Raw genomic sequence first — 25,006 nt, 5'->3', positions numbered from 1 at the left:
CAGATAAATTTTTGTAATTTTTTACAAGCCGCCAGTTCCATACTGGCTAAGTGAACTCTGTAAGAAAAAACTGCTAATGGGCCAGCGGCCCGAAATTAACGACTGCCTGTTGTGACGTAATTGATACCTGCGACAGGTGTTACATGCGCGATAAATCGCGCCGCTACAGACGGTGCAAAGGGTCAGTGCAGAAATCTCCTCTGCACAAACCGTAGCGGCGCAATTTATTGCGCTTTGCCCGTCCTCGCTCGGTGCCGTTGTGGCCTCCGCGATAAATTGCACCGTTATCTGCGTTAAATCCTCACGACTTCAGCGCAAAATACGGCAGCGCCACCTGCTCGCCGTTGATCACCACTGAAACAAACCCCTTCGGCTGGCGCGTATCTACCTCTTCGGGCTTCAGCGCGCGCGACGCCAGCAGCAAATCGCCCTGCTCGTTGCCGCCGATGCCGGCTTTACCGTTGTGCAGGCTAAACCGCTGCGGGGCCGGCTGGCTGCCGCTGGTCGGACTGCCCTGCGCCATGGTGGCGTCAACGCGCGCACAGCGGCCGGTGAGGAACCGGTCTTTGGCGGTGCTCTTAATCAGCACCACCGCCGTCGGCGTCCAGCCCGCCAGTTTGACGAACACTTTGCTATCGGTATCGCTGCGCGCATCGACGCGCACCTCCAGCACCGGCGAACTGCCTTCCGCAGACCAGCTGGCTTCCGCCTTGCTGGTTTTGCGCTGCAGATGAATCACCGCGCGACCGCCGGTCTGTTTACCGCCCATCACGTCGAGCAGCGGCTGTTTGTCGCTGCCGTTGCTGAACTGCGACTGACCAAACAGCTCGATCTCCCAGCTGTCACCCACGGTTGGCGAGTAAAAATTACCCAGCTCGAACCAGGTGGCCTGATTGGTGTTGTTGGTCAGACGGAAACGCGACGTGATGTAGTTGTATTTCAGGCTGCCGTCGATGGCCACGCCGTAAGACTCCACCCGCGTTGAGCCCATCTCCCAGATATTCAGCCAGCGCTCGCCTTCCAGCGAGTTATCGATCCAGCTGCCAGACTGCAGATTGGTCTGGCGCATGTTGAGGCGGGAATTGCGCGCGTTCAGCGGGTTTTTGCAATCTTCCAGGCTCAGCGCATCAATGATCCACTGGCCGTTCGAGATATCGCCGGGGTGCTCACTGTGCTCAATCCAGCCGTTATGAATGATCGACTGGCTGCAGCGCGGCAGGTTGAGCACCATGCCGCCGGTACAGCGCTGGGCGTTGAAGTTTGACAGCTCAATCGCCGTACTGTGGTCCCACGCACCCTGCTTCTGTCCGGACCAGCTGGCTTTGATCACGTCACCGGTACAGGTGTCGGCGTACCACTGGTCGATTTTGCAGTCCAGCGTATCCAGCAGGCTGATTGAGGTGCCGCCGACGCGGTTGAAGCGCAGGCAGGCGCCGCGGAAGAACTGGCCGCCCGGACAGGTGTTGCGGAACAGCCCCTGTTTGTTTGGCCGCTTGTCGTTCTGACCGTTGAAGATCAGGTTGGAGATTTCGGTCCAGCGCGCATTCACCTGGAACAGGAATTCGGAACGACCGTCAGATACCAGCGTGGTCGCCGGGAAATAGCCGAAGTTAACCATCGCACCGGAAATGCGGAAGAAGCGCTGCTGCTGATCGCCAAAGTCACAGCCGGTCACGAAGAAGGTGCCTGCCGGGAACTGCACGCAGATCTGCTGGTTAGCCTTGAGCGACCACTGATACATGGCTTTGATCGCCGGTGCCGTATCGGTTTTGCCATCGGCGATGGCGCCGAAGTCAAACAGCGTCAGACGGTTGAAATCTTCCACCACGCGGCGCCAGTAGAATCCGTTGCCGCTGAAAATCACGCCGCCATCATCTTCGCCTTCGCCATACACGCCGACGAACTCGCCGCCGCCCACTTCCAGCCCTTCGTGCCAGCTTTTCAGCTTGATTTTCGCTCCGGCAAACAGCGGTCGGGTTTTACGCAGCTCTTCCACCGACGGGATTTCGCCGATCAGCTGATAGCCGTTCGGCTGCGCCAGGCGCTGGCTGAAGTTGCTGGCGTTCGGGCGCGACACATCGCTGATGGAAAACAGCGTATTGCCCTGGTTATCTTCCACCACCATCGAGTGCGCGGGATTGGCGATTAACGCGGCATTATCGTGAATAAACTGGGCAAAGTTGCCTTTATTGAGCGCAATTGGCTGGCTCACCTGGGAAACCTTACCGCTGGCGTCGCGCAGATACACCGGAATCTGGTTGCCGGCCTGGCTGGCATCTTTGCCTGCTGCGCCAATCCACAGTTTGCCCTCAAAGTTCTGCCAGAACTGCGGTGGCATGGTATAGACGTTTTCCGGCGTCAGAATCGGCACATCGCCCGGCGGGACGCTGGAGGCATCAACCGCTTTCAGCGCCGGCTGACCACTTTTGGCGGCGTAACTGGAAAACGCGCTCACCGACAGCGCGGCAACAATGGAGGAGGCTGCAGTTTGCAAGACTTCTCTTCTTTTCATGCTAACAATCCCGTGGTCATGGGGCCGCATGGCGGCCGAAAAGGTATCCCCGAGGCACGATAAAAGTGGTTACACCAGCGCCAGCCAGCTCTGTTTGATCTGATTACCGTCAAACTTCAGCGCCGTCTCTTTGGTCTTTTCGCTCATGGCAAAGAACAGGCGATCGTCGCTGGCCAGCTGCTCCATGCGCGCCAGGAAAGTGGCTTTGTCGTTCATTGGCACCAGGAAGCCATCTTCGCCGTGGTTGATGATCTCCTGCGGTCCGGTCGGACAGTCATAGGCCACCACCGGCAGCGACCAGGATTTGGCTTCCAGCAGTACCAGCGGCAGCCCTTCATAACGTGACGTCATCAGCGCCATGTCGCTGTCGCGGTAGTAATCATTGATATTGCTGACTTTGCCGACAAAGTTAACGCTGCCGGTGATGCCCAGCGCCGCGGCCTGATCGTGCAGCTGCTGGCGCAGTTCGCCGTCACCGGCGATCACCAGCTTCCACTCCGGGTGTTTTTTGCTGAAGTCGGCCCAGATATCCAGCAGCAGGTCAAAGCCCTTCTGGTTATCGAGGCGGCCTACCGCCAGCGCCTGACGGCTGCGCGTCTCGCGCTGCCAGGATTTGTACACCACCGGATTAGGAATTTGCTGGCTGGGGATATGCCAGCGGGTGAAGACCTGATGGTCTTTGTCAGTCAGCACGATCACCTGGTCGTAGTAGCGCAGCAGCAGCCACTTCAGCAGTTTGATCGGCTTGCTGAAGGAGTTAATAGCGATGTGCTCGCAGGCGTAGGCTTTGAAGGTTTTTTTCTTCATTGCCATCAGGTTCCAGAAGGCAAACATCACGCTCAGGCGCCCCATACTAATCAGGAATACGCTGTCGAAGCCCTCCTGATGGATGCGCGCCACGGCACTTTTAATCGGGTTGCTGTGGCCTTCGAAGCTGACAATCTCTTTCACCCGCTCAAACGGGTAAAAGGTTTTGCCGTGCCCTTCCAGCGAGTAAATGGTAACGGCATGCTCTTCACCGAGGCACTCCGACATGAAGTTGCAGATATTCTCCGTGCCTGCGTAGGAGTAGGCATCCTTAATAACCAAAACAATCTTTTTCATCTGATACTTTTCACCTCAAATTGCTCAAATCCAGACCCAAGTCATTTGCGTTGCCGCAAGGCGGCAAGTGCGTTCATTCCCGGGAGCTTACTCAGGTAAGTGACCGGGATGGACGTGCGCAGCCAACGTAGCGGCAGCGCGAAGGACACAGGGTCTTAGCGATGTTTAAGGGTGAAAAGAACCCCATTCACCATATACCAGCCGTAATAGTAATAGATTTTTAAAGGATTGTTTTTATAGATAATTCTTAATAATTCGAGGTGCCATTTCGCCGCTTTGTTTTTGTTACGCGACAGCGAATCGCCCAGCTCGTAGTAGTTGACTAGCGTCTTCTGGATCACCCGGGCTTGTTTGTAGCGGAGGAACAGCTCATAGAGGAACAGGAAGTCTTCATGCCCTTTACGCTGGAAGAAGATGCCCTGTGGCGGACGACGGAAACACACCGAGGAGAAGCAGACGCGATACTGCTTCTTCACGAAGTTTTCCTGCTGCAGATAAGGTTTGTGGTAGTTGATGTCGTGATCGGCGGTTTTGGTTTTGTAGTGATAATGGGTGATCACAAAGTCGTCACCGGCGGCCAGCGCCGCGGCCTGCTCGGCCAGTTTCTCCGCGTGCCATTCGTCATCGCTGTCGATAAACGCAATGATCTCCTCTTTAGCCGCGCGCAGGCCCACGTTGCGCGTTTCCGCCGCGCCGAGGTTGACCTCGTTGCTGAGGATAGTGATGCGCGCGTCCTGGCAGTGCTCGCGCACAAAAGCGAGTGAATCATCGGTGGATTTATCATTGACCAGGTAGAGATGCCAGTCGCTGTAGGTCTGATTCACGATCGACTCAACCGCACGCAGCACGGTGTTGCGCGCGTTGTACATCGGCATCACGATACCGATGGTGCCAACATGATTTGTCATTTGTATACCCGGAGTGTCAGGAACCGAAAAAATGCTCCCGCTGCGGGAGCAAGTGAAAGTCATAAATCGATCAGGAAACCGCTCTTCGCCCCGTGAAGCGCGACTTCAGCTTATCGACCAGGCGATTGATGAAGTAGGCGCGGTTATCACGGTTGGTGAGGAAGAAGTAGCGCGCAAAACTGACGCTGGCCAGCAGCGAATTGCCATCCATTTTGTAGCGCAGCGGCAGCTTGAACGCTTTGTAGGTATGGATATCGCGCGCCGTCAGGTGCGGCTTCATGGTGTCGAGCCAGAAGAAGGAGTACTTCACCGACTCGCCTTTGTGTTTGGAACCAAATTTGGTCACCAGATGGTAGGTCGCCAGCGGTTTGGCGATCATCACAAATTCATAGCCCATGCGGTCGGCGCGGATGCAGAAGTCATAATCCTGATGGCGAATATAGCGCGCATCAAACTGGATTCTGGCGGCATCTTCGCGTTTCAGCACGATGGTACTGGTCTGGATAAAGCCGTAACAGCCAAACAGGTACTCCGCCACGGTCTCGTTCTTACCCGGCGGCTGCATCGGCATCACTTTGAGGAAGCTGCCGTCCTGATGAATATTGACCTGGCTGAAGATGACATAGCGCGATTTACCCTGCGCTTCCAGCTTGCGGATGGTATCGCACACTTCCAGTAGCTTGTCCGCGTGCCACTCGTCGTCGGCGTCGAGGAAGCTGATGAAGTCGCCCTGCGCCAGTTCAATACCTTTGTTGCGTGCGCCGGCGCCGTTGAGTTTGACCTCAGACAGCTCCAGTTTGATGTCCAGATCCTGATAGCGCTCGCCGCGCACCACCTGCGCCAGTTCCGCGGCATCAGCGGATTTGTCATCCACGATGATGACTTCAAAGTTGCGATAGGTTTGCGCTTTGACGCAATCCAGCGTCGTGACAATCGATTTCGACGCGTTATAAGCGGGAATTACAATTGAGAAGCGGATGTCCTGCATTGCCAGCACCTCTTAAACAGCTGTTCCAGATTCAACGGTAACGCGAGCGGCCTGTAGAAAGGAATCGGCTTTGTTCTGAAAAATCATGCCGTTAGTATTATTTTTCAATAAGACTTTTCGTACCGTCACGGAAATACCTAAGATTGTGCTGTGTGTATGTTGGGTAGTGCAAAACGCACCGAAAATAAATCGTTATTATGTTCGCGGTATCAATTTCACCGCCGCAGTTTTCTGCGCTTAATCACCGCACGTTCCGTAGCGGCGCAATTTATTGCGCGATAAATCGCGCCGCTACAATACTCTGCGGTGTATCCGTATGTTTTGCAGAGGCACAAGGCATGGCGCTTAGCCAGAGACGCGCCATAAAAAGGGGCGGAAAATCCGCCCCCGATAGTGCTTAGCTTTTGCTCTCTTTACCGTATTCGTAGTTGTAATAGTCGTAGCCATAACCATAGGCATTCGACGCTTTACGGACCACGGCGTTGAGGATGACGCCTTTAATCTCGATACCGTTCTGGGCGAAGCGCTTGTAGCTGACATCCAGCTCTTTGGTGGTGTTGGTTTCGAAACGCGCCACCATCAGCGAGGTACCGGCCAGCTTACCGATGATGGAAGCGTCGGTCACAGCCAGAATCGGCGGCGTATCGATCAGCACCAGGTCATAGTTTTTGCTCGCCCAGTCCAGCAGCTCCTGCATGCGACGATGCATCAGCAGCTCAGACGGGTTCGGTGGCACCTGACCGCGCGGCAGGAAGTCAAAACCGTATACGCCCTTCTGAATCATCGCTGGCGAGAACTCGCTCTTGCCTGACAGTACGTTAGACAGGCCAGTCTTGTTGTCCGCACCCAGCAGCTCGTGGGTATAGCCTCGACGCATATCGCCATCGATGAACAGCACGCGCTGACCTGCTTTGGATACCAGCGTCGCCAGGTTGGCACAGATAAAGGTTTTACCAATACCCGGGCTGGCACCGGTGATCATCAGGATGTTGTTTTTCGCTTCCATCATGGCGAAGTGCAGGCTGGTGCGCAGGCTACGAATCGCTTCGATGGAGAGGTCAGTCGGGTTACCCAGCGCCAGAAGCGTGTTGTGCGGGTCCGACTTCTCTTTGCTGCCGCGTCGCGCCAGCGCTTCGGTGTCTTTCTTACGCTGCCACTCGGAGAGCGGTACGCTGGCATAGACGTTCATGCCCAGCTCTTCCAGCTGCTCCGGGTTGTCGATCCCGTGGTGGAACAGCGCTTTCAGCAGCACCAGACCAACCGACAGCATCACACCAACAATCAGACCCGCGACAATAATCAGCAGCTTCTTCGGTGCCACCGGGCTGGTGCTGGTTTCGGCACGGTCGATGATGCGCACATCACCCACGGTGCTGGCCTTGCTGATGCCCAGTTCCTGCTGACGATTCAGCAGCTGCATGTAGATTTCCTGACCGGCCTGCACATCACGCGTCAGACGCAGAATCTCCTGCTGGGTCTGCGGCATGGCCGAGATTTTCTTGTTCAGCTGCGCCTGTTCCGCTTCCAGCGTTTTGCGTTTTTCCAGCAGCGCTCGGTAGGTCGGGTGGTCTTTGGTGAACAGCTGGGAAACTTCGGCTTCACGGAAGGTCAGCTCGTTCAGCTGGCTCTGGACGCTAACGGACGAGTCGAGCGCCGATTTGGCTTCCAGCGACATGTCGACCGACTCGTTCTGACGACGGAAGGTGTTCAGCTTGTCTTCCGCATCATCCAGTTTGGCACGCACGTTAGGCAGCTGGGTGCGCAGGAATTCGAGGCTCTTTTCCGCCTGCTCAGACTTACGCTCAACGTTCTGCAGCAGATAGTTGTTGACGATCTGGTTCAGCACGCGGCTCGCCTGCTCCTGATCTTCATCCTGGAACTCCAGGCCCAGCACGCCGGTGGTTTTGCCTTTATCGGCGACGGTCAGCGCGCCCAGCACGGTTTTAATCGCCTGTAGGTCGCTCAGCTTGGTGACGCTGAAGCTGGTGCCTTCGTCAGCCTGAATGCCGCTAACCAGCATGGTGACGTCGCCGTGCTGCTCCAGCTGACCCACGCGGCCTTTGAACAGCTCGTCGCCGTCTTTGCTCACGGTATAGGTCTGCGGACCGGTGACTTCCAGCTCAACGGTACGTTTGTCAATGCTGCGCGGAATTTCCAGGCGTGAAATGGCAATCTGCGCCGGCTTGTTGCCCATCAGGCGCGACAGACCTTTACCGATCACCGGGAAGTAGTTTTGCTGAATGACCGTGTCCAGACCGAGGTCGTTAACGGTTTTACCAATCACCATGCGGGATTCGATGATCTGAATCTCGGTGTCTGATGCTGGCGTGGTCGGAATCACATCCTGTAATTCGTTCAGCACCGAGGCGGTGTTTTTCTGCTCCACCTGCACCATAGCGTCCGCGCTATAGATTGGCGTAGCAAACAGTGTGTAGAGCGTTGCCATCAGCATAAAGAAAGCGGTGACCGCCACGATGATCCAGCGATGATCGATCAGCTGTCCCACAAGATGCGCCAGATCCCATCCATTCGAATCTTCTTTTGGCGCAGTCATAACCTTGTTTTTGATATTCATGGATATTCCCAACTATCGGCTTAGTACGTTAACCCATTTCTGGGTAGCGTTTTCCAGTAACCCGTAAACCTCTTCAAAGGCCTCACGGCTTTTTTTGTACGGATCCGCAATTTCCTGTTGGTTAAGCCAGTGGCCCAGCAGCATGGTCTTCCCCCGCGCGGCCGGATCGATGCGATTCACCTGCTCAACGTGGCGCTTCTCCATTACCAGAATCAGGTCAAAGTCACGGCACATGCTGGCCGTTAACTGCTGAGCCTCATGACCGTCCAGCGAAACGCCATGTTCAGCGGCGACGGCGCTGGCCGTCTTATCCGCCGGGTGGCCCTTCAGGGCGCCAAGACCGGCAGAGGCGATACGGGTATGCGGAAGTGCGCGTTTAAACAGACGCTCCCCGGTGGGGGAGCGGCAAATGTTGCCGACGCAGACGACTAACACTGACTTAATCATGGTAAAACCTTAGTCCGACCAGTTGCGGAAACGCAGCGCTGCGGAGCTTGCATCGTCGATACCTACGATGGTCGGCAGCAGTCCGGAAATCACGCGGTTCCAGCGGGTGATTGGTGTTGCGGTGACGTAGACAATGTCGTACGGCTCCAGTTGGAATTCGGTGCCCATCACCATCGACGCCGCATCTTTGGTGTTCAGCTGATAGATGTTGGCGATCTTGGTGCGGTTAGCACCGCGAATCGGACGAATGACGAATACGCCGGTGGCGTCAGAGGTGGTTTGATCCATGCCCTGTGCGTTACCCAGCGCTTCAGCCAGCGTCATGCCGCTGCGGTCCATCTTCAGCGTGGTCTGCTGTTTCACTTCGCCCATCACGAAGATCTTCAGATCGTCGTTACGCGGTACGTAAAGGATATCGCCCGGATAGAGCAGATGGTTCTGGCTCAGGTCGCCGTTTTGCATCAGCGCCTGCAGCGAAATGCGCTGCTCGCGGCCGTTGTGCGTCAGCACCACGTTGCGCCAGTCGGCGTCAGCGGCAAGGCCACCCGCGGCGTTCACCGCATCCAGCACGGTCAGCGGCACGTTGGTGATCGGCTGCTGGCCGGAGGTGGTGACCGAACCAGTCACGTAGGCTTTCTGCGAACGGAACGCGGCCACATTGACATCCACCTGCGGACTTTCAATGAACTGCGCCAGACGACGCGCGATTTCACTGCGGATTTCCGTCACGGTGCGGCCTGCAACGCGCACTTTACCGATATACGGATAGAAAATGGTACCGTCTGCCTGCACCCAGTTACCGGTGTCGCTGGCGCTACGGTACTGACCGGCCGGCGTGGTCAGCTCAGGGTGATCCCATACTGTGACGTTCAGTACGTCGCCGATGCCAACGCGGTATTGATAGCTCTGAATCTCGTTCTGTAGCAGCGGGTTAGCCTGAGCAACCAGCGGCTTCGGACGCATCTGTTCAACCAGACGCGGCGTCAGAGGGAAGACGTTAACGTATTTGTCGATGTCAAAATTGCTATCCTGTTGCTCAATGACATCTTTTCCGCTAGTGGAAAGGTGCGAACCTGGTTCGATGGTGCACCCGGAGAGGAAAGTCGCGGATACCAGTAACGGTATCAATTTAGTTTTCATTATCATCTGGTTCTTCGCTATCAGTTAATGATTGATAGAGGCGAAAACGCCGCTGTGTAAGCGTCTAACAAAAATAAAGGCAAGGAATTAAACACTGAAACTGAGGTTCATTATCATTAGCTCCCTGGTTTATGTTGTCATCCTGATTGCAGACGACTTCAATTAAAGTGGGTTATCGTTAAGCGGCTTAATAACCCGCTCTGTTCGGGCTCGATAATGGCAGTTATCAGTTACAGACACTCCCAGCACCGGCAGTTATCAGGCGGGCACGTTATTTCGTCCCCTGCCCTTGCTGTCTATCAATAAGCGCCGTCGCGTTTGAGTACCACGCCGACCGTCTTAAACAGAATCGCGATGTCATTCCACAGCGACCAGTTTTTGACATACCACGAATCGAAATAGACGCGCGTCTCATAGTCAACGTCGTTACGACCGCTGACCTGCCACAATCCCGTCATGCCTGGCTTTGCCATCAGGTAATAATCAACATCACCGGCATAACGGCAGAGTTCATCTTCAATCACCGGGCGCGGGCCAACGAGGCTCATGTCACCGCGCACGACGTTCCACAGCTGCGGCAGCTCATCCAGGCTGGTTTTACGGATGAAATGACCGACTTTGGTAATACGTGGATCGTTTTTCAGTTTGAAATCTTTATCCCACTCGGCGCGGGCTACCGGGTCGGTGCGCAGCACCTCTTCCAGCACCTCTTTCGAGTTAATCACCATGGAGCGGAACTTTAGGCACTTGAACTTGCGGCCATTGAGACCCACACGTTCGTGACCGTAAATCGGTGGTCCGCCATCACGGCCAACCATGAAGCCGAGTACCAGCAGCGCAGGCGACAGCGCGATGATGATGCTGAGCGCGCCGACGATATCGAATGCCCGCTTCAGGACACGTGAGGTGCGTTTCGCCAGGTTGTTATTCACACGCAGAATCATCACTTCATGGCTAAAGATGTAAGCCATATCGGTGCCGTACAGCGGTACACCGCGCAACGTCGGGATAACCGAGACCGAGCGACAGTTATGCATCGCCAGCATTTTCAGCCAGCGGTCGCGGTGCTGACTCTGCTCAAACTCAACCGCGACGATAAACTGGGTTTCGCTGTTGGTCAGCTGCCACAGCTCCTGCTCGTTATGCAGCACCGGTACACCGGAGATGCTGGCCTGCGGGCAGCTGCCATCGACGTCGAAGAAGGCGATCACGTCAAAGCCCATCACCTCTTCGCTCTGCAGCGCCTGCCAGGCTTCCTGCGCGTTACGGTTGCTGCCAATAATAATGGTTTGCTTTTTCCACATACCGAAATGATTCAGCACGCGTTTGGAAATAGCACGCGCCAGCGGAATCAGCACCAGCGCTAAAATCCACGTTAATACCCAGACAAAACGGGACATCTGCCATTGTGATAATGCTGAAATTGACAAATCGATGACAGAGAAAATGAGAATGGTACGAAAGATCTCTTTCAGCTCAAACCAGAAGGGTTTGCGATAGGTATAATGACGCAGGCGAACCCAGAACCAGCCTGTACAAATTAAGGACAGACAGACATGGGTGGCGATTTTTAAGTTGAGGTCTTTTTCAGAAATATCTGCCAGTGGAGAATCGGCGAACGAATTAATCAGCGCGAGTGCAATAAACAATGCCGCGTTGAAACAAATTAAATCCGAGCACGCCAGTAAAATTTTTGTCAGAAGACTTTTATATGTAAATTCATTATCGCGCATATTTGACTCTTTTATTTTATTTCCCTTAATCCCTAACGCCTAAGCCTGAGTAATTAATGAGCGATGCACTAACTAAACCAGCGAGACAAACTGCGGCGAACTCCCCGGCATTTAGGCCAATTCTCTTTCCAGTTAAGCAAGAAAATTGTGATAAATACCAACAGATTAGTCTGACTTCCTTTTGCCGCAAGGCCAGACAATTCTTAACCTGTGAAAACCACATCAGGCACGCTACCGCCCTTGGCTGTCGCTGCCAATACCGCTTACAACACCCTATTTTTTGTCCGCGCTTTGTCGCCACGCCGGGAAATACCCGCCTTAACCCGTGCACGATCACAATTCACAACATTAAGAAGCTAAACAGCGCGCTATTAACAACATTGGCGCAGACATTTACTAACACGTTGCTATACTAGTTATTACTGGCTTGTTTACAAGTAGGCCCCGTCTTCCCTGCACTATTTTAGGAAAAAGACTACCAGCCATAAGTATTGATGCCAGCCCCGCCAGGCAATTTCACGCCAAATTTCAGAATAATTCGATACCCGTCTTCAGATTAGTCGCATTAAAAATGTACGCTTTTGCCGCCGGATAAGAATAAATAGTGGTCTTCATCAACACAGGATGTTTATCCATACTTTTCACTTATCGCCCGGCTGAACAAGGTAAGATTAATCCTAATAAGCCGCCAGTCCGCGACATCCGTGCGGCCGGGGCGTATTTGTACCCTGTCTGACGATTAACTATCATCAGACTAAGCTCATTTTTAGACATTATGGTGATGAAAGTATGTGGGAGTGGATCATCGATCCGTCGCTCTGGGCAGGATTAGTCACGCTAATCGTTCTTGAGCTGGTGCTGGGTATTGATAACCTGGTTTTCATTGCCATTTTGGTGGAGAAGCTGCCGCCAACGCTGCGCGACCGCGCGCGGGTGTTCGGCCTGCTGCTGGCGCTGGTATCACGGCTGGTGCTGCTGGCGTCGCTGTCGTGGCTGGTTACGCTGACCCAACCGCTGTTCACCCTCTTCCAGCACAGCTTCAGTGCACGCGACCTGCTGCTGCTGGGCGGCGGTATCTTCCTGTTGTTTAAAGCCACCACCGAACTAAACGCCCGACTGGAGGGCAGCGACGAGGAATCGGGTCAAAATAACAGCGGTGCTAAATTCTGGCCGGTGGTGGCGCAAATCGTGGTGCTGGACGCCATCTTTTCACTTGATGCCGTCATTACCGCCGTCGGTATGGTCAACGACCTGCCGGTGATGATGATCGCCGTGACCATCGCCATCCTGTTAATGCTGCTAGCCAGCAAGCCGCTGACGCGCTTCGTTAACGGCCATCCGACCATTGTGATTCTCTGCCTGAGCTTTCTGCTGATGATCGGCTTTAGTCTGGTGGCAGAGGGTTTCGGCTTCGTCATCCCCAAAGGCTATCTGTACGCGGCCATTGGCTTCTCGATTGTGATTGAGATCTTTAACCAGCTGGCGCTGTTTAATCGCCGCCGTTTTCTTATCGCCGGACGGCCGCTGCGCCAGCGCACCGCCGAAGCCGTGCTGCGCATTCTGCGCGGTGAAGCGCAGCGCGCCGATCTGGATGCCGACACGGCATCGCTGCTGAGCGATAACCAGGGCGCAGCGCTGTTTAACCGTCAGGAGCGGCGCATGATCATGCGCGTGCTGGGTCTGGGTCAGCGCCAAATCAACAGCATCATGACGTCACGCCATGACGTCGAGCATATTGATCTGAGCGAAGACCCGCAGTCGATCATGGATAAACTCGACCGCAACCAGCATACGCGCCTGCTAATCACCGAACAGGGACGCGAGCCGCTGGGCGTGGTGCATGTGATCGATCTGCTGCATCAGTCGCTGCACAGTAAATCGCTGGATTTGCGTGCGCTTATTCGCCAGCCGCTGGTGTTTCCCGAGCGCGTCACCCTGCTGCAGGCGCTGGAGCAGTTTCGCCATGCGCGCACTCATTTTGCCTTTGTGGTGGATGAGTTTGGTTCGGTGGAAGGCGTGGTGACGCTGAGCGACGTGATGGAGACCATCGCCGGCAACCTGCCCAATGAAGGGGAAGAGATTGATGCCCGTTACGATATTCAGCCCGCAGAGCATGGCGGCTGGATCGCCAACGGCCATATGCCGCTGGAAGATTTAGCGCTGTATGTGGCACTGCCGCTCGACGAGAGGCGCAATTACCATACACTGGCGGGATTGCTGATGGATAGCCTGCAGCACGTGCCGGCCGAAGGTGAGGAGTTGCGCGTCGGGGATTATCTGCTGCGCACCCTGCAGGTGGAGAACCATCGGGTGCAAAAAGTCGAGATTGTGCCGGTCGCGCCCGCACCGTTTATTTAACCCGGCGCCGGGGCGTGATTTATTATGCGTGTCCGGCCACCAGTGTTGCGATTTGTAGCGGCGCGATTTATCGCGCATGTCTGACATCCGCACCGTTGTACATTGCGCAATAAATTGCGCCGCTACCCGTCAGTGCAACGCGGGGTCGCGGCGCGAATCATCGCGCGATGAACAATCCGATAACGTCGTCCTGGTCCTTTTATTGCCGCGGTGCAGACTTCTGGCTATCCAGCCACTGATTAAGGCGCGTTTTGGCTTCGCCCTGCAACTGCTGGCGCACCACGTCATCCACCGGTAGCGAATACTGCAGATTGCCCCAGCTGCCGTACATGCGCAGCGGAATCGGCTGGCCGTTGAGGACTTTCGCCAGCCGGTCGTCGCCCTGCCAGCCGCGCAGAATCATATTAATGGTGACATCCAGCTGCTGCTTCACCACATCCACGTTGCCGTGGGTTTGCAGCGCCAGCCGGCTGCTGCCGCCCTGCAGATCCGGCAGCGTGACGTTGCCCTGCTTTAGGCTGATGCGCCCGCTTAACTGTTCAATTCCCTGATCATCCGGCTGATCGTTACTGACGCGATTGCTGACGCGCGCCACGGCGCGGCGCACCATCTGCTGTAAATTCAGCTGCGCCAGCTGCAGATTAGTCGCTTCCAGTTCTGCATTGCCCTGCCAGTTCTGTTTCGCCTCCGCCACGCTCAGCCCGGCACCGCTGATGTCGCCCTTGAGCGAGACCGTGCCCTGCAGCGAAGCTGGCAGTTCCAGCGCTTTAAGCAGCGGCGCAATGGCAATGCTGCTCAGCTCCGGCTGAAACGCCACCTGCGTGACCGGCTGACGGATATCCACCGAGCCGGGAATGGAAAAGTGGCCGTCACCAAATTTGCCCTGCAGCTTGTTGAGCGTCAGCAGCCCGCGCTGATTGCGGGCGTCAATTTGCAGATTACTGAGCGTCAGACCGCGCCACACGCTGCTGTCAGCGTCGAGCGTCAGCTGCAAATCCATGCTGTTGAGCGGCGAGTCGGCATTATTGTGCGCGCGCGGCTCAGCGATCACCGGCGTGCGCATCACGTTAGCCTGCTGCGTGGTGCTGTTATCGCTGGCGGGCGCGCTGGCCATCAGGTTATCCAGATTGAGCGAGGTCGCATGCAGCGCGAGGTTGAGCTGCTGCGGCAGGGCCAGCCGACCCTCAGCGCTGCCGTCGAGGGCGCTGTCGTTCGCGGTTAACTGCAGCTTGTTCAGCGCAAACTGCTGCTGGTCGCCATCCCACTGCGCCTGCCCGCTCAGCGTCCCTTTAATGCCCTGCGGCGGCAGGTTCGCGCCGTCCAGCGTGTAATCCAGCTCATCCAGCTGGCCGCTGATACGGTGCGGATAGTGCGCCACGTCCATCTGCCCTTTCAGGTTCAGGCTGAGATTACGCTGATTGCGCGACACGCGTGTCGCCAGCTCAACGCTGGCCTGCCGGTTATCGTCCTGATTCAGATTGAGGTTGAGATCGCGGAAGTTGTACTCGTCACCGCCCGGCTGCTGCCAGATGAGCAGGCTATCGGCGATGCGCAGTTTACTGATGTTAAAGGTCCAGCCATTGCTGGCGGCGATGGCCGGTTCACTGTCGCCCGGCTCAATCGGCGCGCCCTGCGGTTTCTGCACCGCGCTGTCTGGCGTGGCGCGAATAATCGCGTTTTTCAGCATCACCTGGCTGACGCTCAGCTGATGCGACAGCAGCGGCCACAGATTGACGTCCAGGCGCATATTATCGGCGGTCACCATCGGCTGGCTGGCGCCGGGCGCGGTCAGGCTCATGCGGCCCGCCAGAATGCTGAGCTGCGGCCAGACGTGCCAGCGCAGGTCGCCGCTCACTTCAAGCTGATAACCACTGCGCTGTTTTACCTGCTGTACCATATAGGTACGAAAGTCGTTGGGATTGACCAGCAACACCAGTGCCGTCATGCCCGCTACGACCACCACTAACAGGATGGCCAGCGTGGTTATCAGTCTTCTCATTGCATCCTCATCACCGTCAGATTTCAGGCCGCTGGCGCGAAATCACTCCAGGAGAAACGTTAGTCTTTATCAATACGGCTGGCGTCAGCGCCCTGCTGCCCGCGATATTTGGCGTCTTCGCGGCGATTGTAAGGACGCGCCGCCGGCCCGGACAGCGGTTCAAAGCTCAGTGCGCCAATCAGCATGCCTGGACGCAGCGCCAGCGGCAGCTTACCGGAGTTGTAAAACTCCAGCACGATACGGCCCTGCCAGCCCGGGTCGATGCGGTGCGCGGTAACGTGCACCATCAACCCGAGGCGCGCCAGCGACGAACGGCCATCCAGCCAGCCCACCAGATCGTCGGGGATGGTGACGGATTCCAGCGTCACCGCCAGCGCCAGTTCACCCGGATGCAGAAAGAACGCTTCGCCTTCCGGCAGCACAATCTCATCGCTCATCACGCGATCCAGCGCCGCGCTCACTTCATGCTTTGGACCACTCAAATCTATAAACGGTGCGGTGTGGCCGCTAAAGGTACGGAACTGGTTACCGAGGCGCACATCCACGGTAGCACCGTTGATGCGCTCAACCGGCGGACGGGGATCGATGGCCAGCTTGCCGCTGTCCAGCCAGCTTTCAATATCGCGATCGCATAATCTCATCGCAGAAACTCCATGATTTAAGTGTAGCGAAAGGTGGTCAGGTTGTGACAAACCGTTCGCGTCACGTCCATCCGGACGCACGGTGTCCCGTTCCGGTCCCGCTGAACCGGACGGGCGTCGTCAAAGATACTGGTTAATTTTGGCCTTGAGGATATCAATGGCGATGCGGTTTTTACCACCGCGCGGCACAATGATGTCGGCATACTGCTTGGAAGGCTCAATAAACTGCAGGAACATCGGGCGCACGGTCTTTTGGTACTGGCTCATCACCGAGTCCATCGAGCGCCCGCGCTCGTTGACGTCGCGCTTCATACGGCGCATCAGGCAGATATCCAGCGGGGTATCAACGAAGATCGAGAAGTTAAGCTCCTGGCGCAGCCGTGCATCGGTCAGCAGCAGAATCCCTTCCAGAATAATCACTTTCTTCGGCTTCAGATGAATACACTCATCGGTACGGGTGTGCTCAACGTAGCTGTAAACCGGCAGGTCGATATCTTCGCCGGCCTTCAGCGCGCGCAGATGCTGCAGCAGCAAATCGTGGTCCATCGCGCTCGGATGGTCGTAGTTGGTTTTCACCCTCTCTTCCATGGTGAGGTGGCTTTGATCTTTATAGTAGGCATCTTCGGGGATCACACCGATATGCTCGTCACCGACCTGGTCACGGATTTCACGATAGAGCGTGCTGGCAATAAGACTTTTTCCGGATGCGGATGCACCTGCAATGCCAACGATCACGCACTGATGAGACTTGTCAGTCATACTTTTTTAAGACCTGATAACTGGAGCCGGTTTCTGTCTGCACAAAAACAGGCCGATTGAGAGGGTTAGTTGGCGGCAATTATAGGGATTTCACCGGGTTGATGCCAGTGAAAACCGGCGCGCCGCCTTTTCAGACTATCCCGTTTTGCAGCCAGCGGCTTAATCGATACACTGTTTCTCTGCCCGCCGTGTGACTGGCGGGAGCCCGATAGTCGTTGCAAGGAAAAGTATGAGCTGGAGAACCCTGACCTATTTCGGCGACAGTATGTTGCTGATCCCCACTGCGGTGATCATCGCACTGGTGCTGCCGTGGAAAAGCGACAACCGTCGCACCGTCTGGTACTGGCTGCTGGCGTTTGGCCTGGCGGGCCTGCTGGTCAGCATCTCGAAGATTATGTTTCTCGGCTTCGGCATTGGCAGCGCGCGCTACAACTTTACCGGTTTCAGCGGCCATAGCGCGATGTCAGCGACGCTGTGGCCGGTGATGATGTGGCTGATTTCCGGCCGCTGGCCCACGTTCTGGCGCGCCCTGACCATCGGTATCGGCTATCTGATTCCGCTGATGGTGGGATTATCGCGCCTGGTGATCCATGCGCACTCGGTGAGTGAAGTGCTGGCCGGACTGATGCTGGGCTTTACCCTGAGCAGCGCGTTCCTGCTGAGCCAGCGCCGCACCGCGCTGAAAGGGTTTAGCGTGGTGCAGGTGGCGGTGGCATTTTTGATTCCGCTGTTGCTGATGGGCCACGGCCGCGTCGCCACCACCCAGCAGTTCCTCGAGCGTTTTTCCGCTGACCTCGCCGGGCTGGAAAAGCCCTTCACCCGCGCCGATTTGTTCCGCTGAGTGTGTTGCGCGGTAAAGGGTGTAAGGTCTGTCAATTACGTTTTGAAGACGTTCCACAAATGATTGCACATACGGTAGCGGCGCAATTTATTGCGCGATAAATCGCGCCGCTACAAAATTGTGCAATTTGTCGTGTCCTTACCTGAATTACTGCAGATCCAGCAGGCGCGACACTGCCAGCAGATTTCACCGTTTTTGTCGGGTGCGCATTCATGCGCACCTGGATGCAGGCCGCAAAAAAACATTTCCGCACAAAGATATCTGACAGATGTGCTAGCATGGATTAAGAGATTGACTGGCGCATTTTTCTTCGAGTAATCAATGCGCGCTGCTGGATTCGTGCATGACTCTTGAGATAACAACCTCGCAGGATAATCCGCAAAAAAAGTGGCTCAGCGCCCTGCTGCTTTGCGCGCTGGCATTTTTACTTACGCTGTTCTGTCTGGAACTGATTGTTGTCAGCGGCCGCATTTCCCCGCTCTGGTACTCCACCGCGTTAATGACCGTCGTGGTGTTCCGCGCCCCCTCGCGACAGGTACCGCTGCTGCTGGCTAGCTGCGTGCTCGGCACGGCGCTGGCCAATCTGCTGGTGATCGGCCCGGCCCTGAGCAATGTCAAATTCGCCATCCTTAATATGGTGCAGGCCATCCTCGGCGGGCTGATGCTGCGCGCGCTGCTCGACCGCAAAGCCCCGCTCAACTCACTGGCCGACTGGATACGCTTTGCGCTGGCTGCGGGCCTGATCGCGCCGCTGCTGGGCGGCGTCGTGGCGCTATGGATGCTGCACGTTGACGGCCACGCCTCGTTGCCGTTTTTCTCCACATGGGTGATCTCCGAAGTGATTGGCGTGCTGGCCTTCGGTCCGGTGCTGCTGCTGTGGCCTGATAAACCGCTGCGCCAGCTGATCACGCCGGAACGCCAGCTGGAGACGCTGCTCACGCTGATCGTCACGCTGCTGGCCAGCTATCTGGCGCTGCGCTTCCTGCCGTGGCCGTTTACCTTTATCGTGGTGATTCTGTTCTGGTGCGCGGTGCGCCTGCCCAAATTCGAAGCCTTTCTGCTGTTTTTCCTCAACGCCAGCTTTATCTCGCTGCTGCTGGCGCTCGACTGGGTCAACCTGGCGCGCAACGATCTGCTGCTCGGCCAGATCAGCACCTGGCTGCCGTTTCTGCTGGTGCTGCTGCCGAGCCACGTGATGTCGCTGGTGATGGATGCCTTCCAGCGTGAAAAGCACCACATCAGCGAAAGTGAAACCCGCTTCCGCAACGCCATGGAGTATTCCGCCATCGGCATGGCGCTGGTATCGCCGGAAGGCGGCTGGCAGCAGGTCAACCAGTCGCTGTGCCGCACGCTAGGCTTCGCGGCGGAAGAGCTGAAAAAACTCACCTTTCAGCAGATCACCCATCCGGACGATCTCAACAGCGACCTGCAGCAGCTGGAGCGGCTGATCGCCGGTGAGATCCTGACCTATACCCTGGAGAAACGCTATTTCCGTAAAGATGGCGAGATCGTCTGGGCGCGCCTCACGGTCTCGATGGTGCGTGATGCGCAGCTGCACCCGCTCTACTTTATTGCGCAGATTGTGGATATCTCCGAGCTGAAGCAGAGCGAGCAGGTCAACCAGCGGCTGATGGAGCGCATCACGCTGGCCAATGAAGCGGGCGGCATCGGCGTGTGGGAGTGGAACCTGCTAAACGGCGAGATGTTATGGGACAAGCGCATGTACGAGTTGTTTGCGCTGGAGCCGCACCGGGTACCGAGCTACGACCTGTGGCTGCATCTGGTCGATGTTCAGGAACGTGAAGCGGCCGCGCTCACCATTCAGCAGGCGATTGAACGCCGCAGCGCCTTCCAGCTGGAGTACCGCATCAACCTGCCGCAGGGCGTGCGCTACGTGCGCTCCGAGGCCAATAGCATCATCAGCAAGGACGGGCAGATCGAACGCATGCTGGGCATTTGCCAGGACATTACTTCGCTGCGCACGCTGAATGAAGCGCTGTTCCAGGAGAAGGAACGCATGGCGATCACCCTCGACTCGATTGGTGAAGCGGTGATTTGTACTGACGATGAGATGCGGGTGACCTTCATGAATCCGGTGGCCGAGACGCTGAGCGGCTGGCCGCAGGCAAAAGCGGCTGGCATGGCGCTGAGCGAACTGCTGACGATTACGCGTGGCGCGCAGGGGCCGCGCGTGGAGAATCTGTTGCTGTGCAGCCTGCCCGCCAGCAAAACCGCACCGGACCTGGAAGAAGAGCTGGTGTTGCATACCCCGGATGGTGCCCAGGTCGAGATTCACTACAGCATCACACCGCTGAAAACCCTGACCGGCAGCGACATTGGTGCCGTAATGGTCATTCATGACGTCAGCGAGTCGCGCCGCATGATGAAACGCCTGAGCTACAGCGCCTCCCACGATATGCTGACGCGCCTGCCGAACCGTCACAGCTTTGAACAGCAGCTGAAGCGACTGGTGAATGACGCCGCCGCGCATCACAGCGAGCACGTGCTGGTGTTTATCGATCTGGATAAGTTTAAAGCGGTCAACGATACCGCCGGCCATGCCGCTGGCGATGCGTTGCTGCGCGCACTGGCCGATCTCATGCAACAGCACCTGCGCAATAGCGATGTGCTGGCGCGCCTCGGCGGTGACGAATTTGGCCTGCTGCTGCCCTACAGCAATGTTGACCAGGTGCGCGAGGTGGTGCAGGGCATCGTCAGCGCGGTGCATGACTTTACCTTTATCTGGCAGGACCGGCCGTATCACGTCGGTGCCAGCGCCGGTATCACGCAAATCGATCAGCATAACTGCATCAGCAATGTGGTGATGTTGCAGGCCGATGTCGCCTGTTATAGCGCCAAACACGCCGGGCGCGGCCAGTATCAGGTTTACCAGGAAGTTCAGGGATAAACTGCGGCGCTGCCCATTGCCAGCCCGCGTTGGCTGCGCTAAAGTCGCCCCCTTTTTTCTGGCATGGGGGATACAATGTTTATCGGATTCGACTACGGCACGGCTAACTGTTCCATCGCGGTAACGGATAGCGGCACACCGCGGTTACTGACACTGGAAAACGGTCAGCGCCTGCTTCCCTCCATGATTTGCGCGCCCACGCGCGAAGCCATCAGTGAATGGCTGCACCGCCACCATCAGGTCCCCACGCCAGACAGCGAAAGCACCGCGCTGCTGCAGCGCGCGCTGCGTTATAACCGCGAAGAGGATATCGAGGTAACGCCCGCCAGTGTGCAGTTTGGTCTGACCGCGCTGCAGCACTATATGGTCGATCCGGAAGAGGTGTGGTTCGTCAAATCGCCGAAGTCGTTCCTCGGCGCCAGCGGCCTGAAACCCCAGCAGATCGCCTTCTTTGAAGATCTGGTGTGCGCCATGATGCTGCAAATTCGCCAGCAGGGTGAAACCCAGCTCGATCAACCGATTGACCAGGCCGTGATTGGCCGGCCAATCAACTTCCAGGGGCTGGGCGGTGAAGACGCCAACCAGCAGGCGCAGGGCATTCTGCTGCGTGCCGCACAGCGTGCCGGGTTCCGCGACGTCGAGTTTCAGTTCGAGCCGGTTGCCGCCGGTCTGGAGTTTGAAGCCACACTGCAGCAGGAGACACGCGTGCTGGTGGTGGATATTGGCGGCGGAACCACCGACTGCTCCATGCTGCTGATGGGGCCGCAGTGGCGTAATCAGTCCGATCGCCGTGCCAGCCTGCTTGGCCACAGCGGCTGCCGCGTCGGCGGTAACGACCTCGATATCATGCTGGCATTCAAAACGCTGATGCCGCTGCTGGGTCTGGGCGGTAACACGCTGAAGGGCACTGCCCTGCCCGCCTTGCCGTGGTGGAACGCGGTGGCGATTAACGATGTGCCGGCACAAAGCGACTTCTACTCGGCCGCCAGCGGCAAGCTGCTGCGCGATCTGGTGCGTGATGCCGAACAGGGCGATAAAGTCGCACATCTGCTGAAAGTTTGGCAGCAGAAGCTGAGCTACCGGCTGGTGCGCGCGGCGGAAGAGAGCAAGATTGCGCTCTCCGAGGAGCGCGAGACCGCGGCCTCGCTGGCGTTTATTGCGCAAACGCTACAGGCGGATATCAGCGCCGCGCAGCTGGAAGAGGCGATCAACCAGCCGCTGGCACGCATTCTTGAGCAGGTGCAGCTGGCGCTGGCCAGTTGTGACACCCGTCCGGAAGTGATTTACCTCACCGGCGGTAGCGCCCGTTCGCCGATCCTGCGCGCCGCGCTGCAGCAGGCACTGCCCGACACGCCCATCGCCAGCGGCGATGATTTCGGCTCGGTCACCGCCGGCCTGGCGCGCTGGGCCGAAGTGATGTTCAGATAATTCCCTCTCCCGCTTGCGGGAGAGGGTTAGGGTGAGGGCCAGACAGCTCCGTGCGATTTTCCCCTCACCCTGCCCTCTCCCAAAGGGAGAGGGAAAAGTCACACATTCTGCCAGATTAGAAATTCACGTTCGCACTGATCCCACCCACAAACGCATCTTTCACTTCGCTCACCGCACCCGGTGCCACCACGTATTGCAGGTTTGGACGCAGCTGCAGCCATTTGGTCAGTTGCGCATTGTAATAAACCTCGTAGTTGTACTCGGAACCATCCTGAATCGGCAGATAGGTTGGGCTGTCGAAATCAGTTTCGCCGTTGGCATCATTCTGCTGACGCAGCGAACGGGTATACGCGCTGTTGACGTGAATACGCGCCGCGCCGACGCCAATCTCATCCTGCGGACGCGCATCAAACGGCCCTTTCCAGGTAAAGCTGATCGACTGATAGTTGTCGGTTTTCGAGGTTTTGTGATCGTTCATCACCGCCTGCACCGTCACGCCGAGGCCGCGGCTGGCATCGCCGCCCTGCGCGGTCAGCTGCTGCTGTAACAGCACGTAGCCGCCGTAGGCGTGATCCTTGCTCTGATAAGCGCCATCGCGCCAGCTGCCGTAGTTATCGCCGTTGGCCGACGAGTAGTAGTAACCAATGCGGTAGTTACCCGGAAGGTTGGCCGGCCCGAAGGTCGGTTTCCAGCCCAGTTCCACCGGCACCAGATTGCCTTCGGAGTTGCTGGTGTCCAGACGGAAACCGTCACCGCGATCGTAGTTGGCACTGTTCTGGTTGTAGAAGCCCACCTGGAAGAACACTTCCGGCGTGAAGTTAACCTTCACGCGCCCGCCCCACTGGGAAACCGGCCAGTTAAACCAGCGGTCGCCGCGCCAGTTACCCGCCTGGCCGCTGCCGAATGCAAGGTTCTGGAACTTGCTGTCGAAGTTGTCGAAATCTTCCCCGACGGTAACGCGACCGGCTTTCAGGTTGACGGTGTTATCAAACAGCCCTTTGCTGAGCCAGAACTGCGTCAGACGCCAGGTCTGGCCACGTCCGTACACTTCCTGCACCGATGACAGCATGCCGGTACGGCGGTCTGCCACCTGATCGGAGATATTGCGACCGTTACGGTCGGTAATGGTCATCTGGAACTGCGCATCCTGCCAGTCGAGCAGTTTTTGCAGGTCAAGATTCAGGCCAAACGCCCACTGATCGCTGTAGCGCATCGAGGTATTGGTATCGGCACCGCCGCCCAGGTTCGAGGCACTCTCCATGGTGTAGTTAACGTCGAATTTCACGCCGTCGTTTTCCAGCTGCGTTCGGTTACCGCCCCAGTCGCCAAACATATAGGGAGAATCGTAGCTGAACGCATCGGCTGCCACCGCCGACGCACTCAACATGGCAAACATCAGGGTGCCCGCTGCCAGGCGAGGCATATGCTGCACTGCTTTTTTTCTGTTCATGATGATTATTCTTCTGTGAATTTCCGGAGAGGAACGGGCAGAGAATAATGCTGAGGTTATGTCAATTTTTGCAAATCTGTGCGCAGTGAGTGCAAAGGTGACAGTGACTTAACGCAATTGTGACAGCGATCGATGAATGGATATGTTCTGGAGGAAAAAGGCATTTTTTGCGTGGCGAAAAAATTATTACGTGACGGGACGCCGCAGCGTCCCGCTTCGCGTTACGGCTTGCTGGCGCTGGCCAGCTCTTCAATCTCCTGCTTGCTGAGCTCCAACTCGGTGGCTTTCACCAGCTCATCCAGCTGCTGCAGCGACGTGGCACTGACAATCGGTGCCGTGATGCTCGGTCGTGCAATCTGCCACGCCAGCGCCACCTGGGTAGCCGAGGCGTCGTGCGAGGCCGCGACATCTTCCAGCGCTTCAATGATGCGCTTACCGCGATCGTTGAGGTATTTTTCTACAATGCCCTGGCCGCGCGCGCTTTTACTGGCGTCTTCCGGCTTCTTGTATTTCCCGCTCAGGAAACCGCTGGCCAGCGAGTAGTAGTTAATCACGCCGAGACCGTTTTTCACCGCCACCTGCTCCAGTCCGCTTTCATACTCCTGACGATCGTACAGGTTGTACTCCGGCTGCAGGGTTTCATAGCGCGCCAGTCCCTCCTGCTTACTGATGTCGAGCGCTTCCTGCAGGCGCTGCGCGCTGTAGTTGGACGCACCAATAGCCCGCACTTTGCCCTCTTTGATCAGCGAGTCGAAGGCTTTCAGCGTCTCCACCAGCGGCGTGCTGTCGTCATCACGGTGCGCCTGGTAGAGATCGATGACATCCGTCTGCAGGCGGCGCAGCGAATCTTCCACGGCCTGGCGGATATAGGCCGGTTTCAGCCCGGTTTTCTCCGGCGTCAGCTCCATGCCTACCTTGGTGGCGAGCACGATACTGTCGCGCTTACCGCTTTTTTTCAGCCACTTACCGATGATGGTTTCCGATTCACCGCCGGCGTTGCCCGGCGCCCAGCGTGAGTAAACGTCTGCGGTATCAATGAAGAACAGCCCCTTTTCCACCAGCGCGTCGAGCAGTGAAAACGAGGTTTTTTCATCGACCGTCCAGCCAAAAACGTTGCCGCCAAACGTCAGCAGCGGCACGCTGATACCGCTGTCGCCCAGCTGACGGGTTTTGTGTTGACGCATGTGATCCTCCTTAGTGAAACGAGACTGGTCT

General features: G+C 56.9%; 17 protein-coding genes. 4 read left to right on the top strand and 13 right to left on the bottom strand.

What is annotated here, in order from left to right; genetic code table 11:
- Positions 1-301: 301 nt before the first annotated feature.
- From K7H94_RS06920 to wbaP, 8 genes are all read right to left on the bottom strand, one after another.
- Positions 302-2,512, bottom strand: a complete 2,211-nt coding sequence (locus K7H94_RS06920; protein ID WP_031280062.1) for a phage tailspike protein — start codon at positions 2,510-2,512, stop codon at positions 302-304.
- A gap of 69 nt (positions 2,513-2,581) precedes the next feature.
- A complete protein-coding gene (locus tag K7H94_RS06915) occupies positions 2,582-3,616 on the bottom strand; it encodes a glycosyltransferase (protein WP_021509330.1) in 1,035 nt (344 codons plus the stop codon).
- A gap of 155 nt (positions 3,617-3,771) precedes the next feature.
- A complete protein-coding gene (locus tag K7H94_RS06910) occupies positions 3,772-4,524 on the bottom strand; it encodes a glycosyltransferase family 2 protein (protein WP_222951851.1) in 753 nt (250 codons plus the stop codon).
- Positions 4,525-4,594: 70 nt separating this feature from the next.
- A complete protein-coding gene (locus tag K7H94_RS06905; protein WP_058757292.1) occupies positions 4,595-5,512 on the bottom strand; it encodes a glycosyltransferase family 2 protein in 918 nt (305 codons plus the stop codon).
- 397 nt (positions 5,513-5,909) lie between these two features.
- A complete protein-coding gene (wzc, locus tag K7H94_RS06900) occupies positions 5,910-8,087 on the bottom strand; it encodes a tyrosine-protein kinase Wzc (protein ID WP_222951850.1) in 2,178 nt (725 codons plus the stop codon).
- 12 nt (positions 8,088-8,099) lie between these two features.
- Positions 8,100-8,534, bottom strand: a complete 435-nt coding sequence (locus K7H94_RS06895; protein ID WP_021509326.1) for an arsenate reductase/protein-tyrosine-phosphatase family protein — start codon at positions 8,532-8,534, stop codon at positions 8,100-8,102.
- Positions 8,535-8,543: 9 nt separating this feature from the next.
- The gene (locus K7H94_RS06890; protein ID WP_031280061.1) at positions 8,544-9,674 is read right to left on the bottom strand and encodes a polysaccharide export protein; all 1,131 of its coding nucleotides are present in this window, start codon (positions 9,672-9,674) and stop codon (positions 8,544-8,546) included.
- 299 nt (positions 9,675-9,973) lie between these two features.
- Positions 9,974-11,407: an undecaprenyl-phosphate galactose phosphotransferase WbaP gene (gene wbaP, locus K7H94_RS06885; RefSeq protein ID WP_058757291.1), complete on the bottom strand. Its 1,434-nt coding sequence runs from the start codon at positions 11,405-11,407 to the stop codon at positions 9,974-9,976.
- Between the two features lie 789 nt (positions 11,408-12,196).
- Here wbaP and K7H94_RS06880 point away from each other — a divergent pair.
- Complete coding sequence (locus tag K7H94_RS06880) at positions 12,197-13,765, top strand: TerC family protein (protein ID WP_222951849.1); 1,569 nt, start codon at positions 12,197-12,199, stop codon at positions 13,763-13,765.
- 199 nt (positions 13,766-13,964) lie between these two features.
- On the opposite strand, the gene asmA is transcribed toward K7H94_RS06880, so the two are convergent.
- The 3 genes from asmA to udk all read right to left on the bottom strand — a co-directional run bounded on the left by asmA (position 13,965) and on the right by udk (position 17,164).
- Positions 13,965-15,764 carry an outer membrane assembly protein AsmA gene (asmA, locus tag K7H94_RS06875; RefSeq protein ID WP_058757289.1) on the bottom strand — a complete coding sequence of 600 codons (1,800 nt, stop codon included), beginning with the start codon at positions 15,762-15,764 and terminating at the stop codon, positions 13,965-13,967.
- Between the two features lie 59 nt (positions 15,765-15,823).
- Positions 15,824-16,405: a dCTP deaminase gene (gene dcd / locus K7H94_RS06870; RefSeq protein WP_021509321.1), complete on the bottom strand. Its 582-nt coding sequence runs from the start codon at positions 16,403-16,405 to the stop codon at positions 15,824-15,826.
- Positions 16,406-16,525: 120 nt separating this feature from the next.
- Positions 16,526-17,164, bottom strand: a complete 639-nt coding sequence (gene udk, locus K7H94_RS06865) for a uridine kinase (protein ID WP_010615887.1) — start codon at positions 17,162-17,164, stop codon at positions 16,526-16,528.
- A 229-nt stretch (positions 17,165-17,393) separates the two neighbouring features.
- Between udk and K7H94_RS06860 the strand changes: the two genes are divergently transcribed.
- The 3 genes from K7H94_RS06860 (at position 17,394) to yegD (ending at position 22,341) form a co-directional block, all read left to right on the top strand.
- A complete protein-coding gene (locus K7H94_RS06860) occupies positions 17,394-18,005 on the top strand; it encodes a phosphatase PAP2 family protein (protein ID WP_021509320.1) in 612 nt (203 codons plus the stop codon).
- A 343-nt stretch (positions 18,006-18,348) separates the two neighbouring features.
- Positions 18,349-20,913 (top strand): diguanylate cyclase, encoded by a 2,565-nt coding sequence (locus K7H94_RS06855; RefSeq protein ID WP_222951848.1) that lies wholly within the window; start codon positions 18,349-18,351, stop codon positions 20,911-20,913.
- A 75-nt stretch (positions 20,914-20,988) separates the two neighbouring features.
- Positions 20,989-22,341: a molecular chaperone gene (gene yegD, locus K7H94_RS06850; protein WP_222951847.1), complete on the top strand. Its 1,353-nt coding sequence runs from the start codon at positions 20,989-20,991 to the stop codon at positions 22,339-22,341.
- 115 nt (positions 22,342-22,456) lie between these two features.
- Here yegD and K7H94_RS06845 read toward each other — a convergent pair whose 3' ends face one another.
- Positions 22,457-23,791 carry a carbohydrate porin gene (locus K7H94_RS06845; RefSeq protein ID WP_021509317.1) on the bottom strand — a complete coding sequence of 445 codons (1,335 nt, stop codon included), beginning with the start codon at positions 23,789-23,791 and terminating at the stop codon, positions 22,457-22,459.
- A gap of 221 nt (positions 23,792-24,012) precedes the next feature.
- The gene (locus K7H94_RS06840; protein ID WP_021509316.1) at positions 24,013-24,975 is read right to left on the bottom strand and encodes an aldo/keto reductase; all 963 of its coding nucleotides are present in this window, start codon (positions 24,973-24,975) and stop codon (positions 24,013-24,015) included.
- Positions 24,976-25,006: the final 31 nt, after the last annotated feature.

Source organism: Pantoea dispersa, from assembly GCF_019890955.1.
Classification (GTDB): domain Bacteria; phylum Pseudomonadota; class Gammaproteobacteria; order Enterobacterales; family Enterobacteriaceae; genus Pantoea; species Pantoea dispersa.
This window is presented reverse-complemented; position numbering and strand designations above follow the sequence as displayed.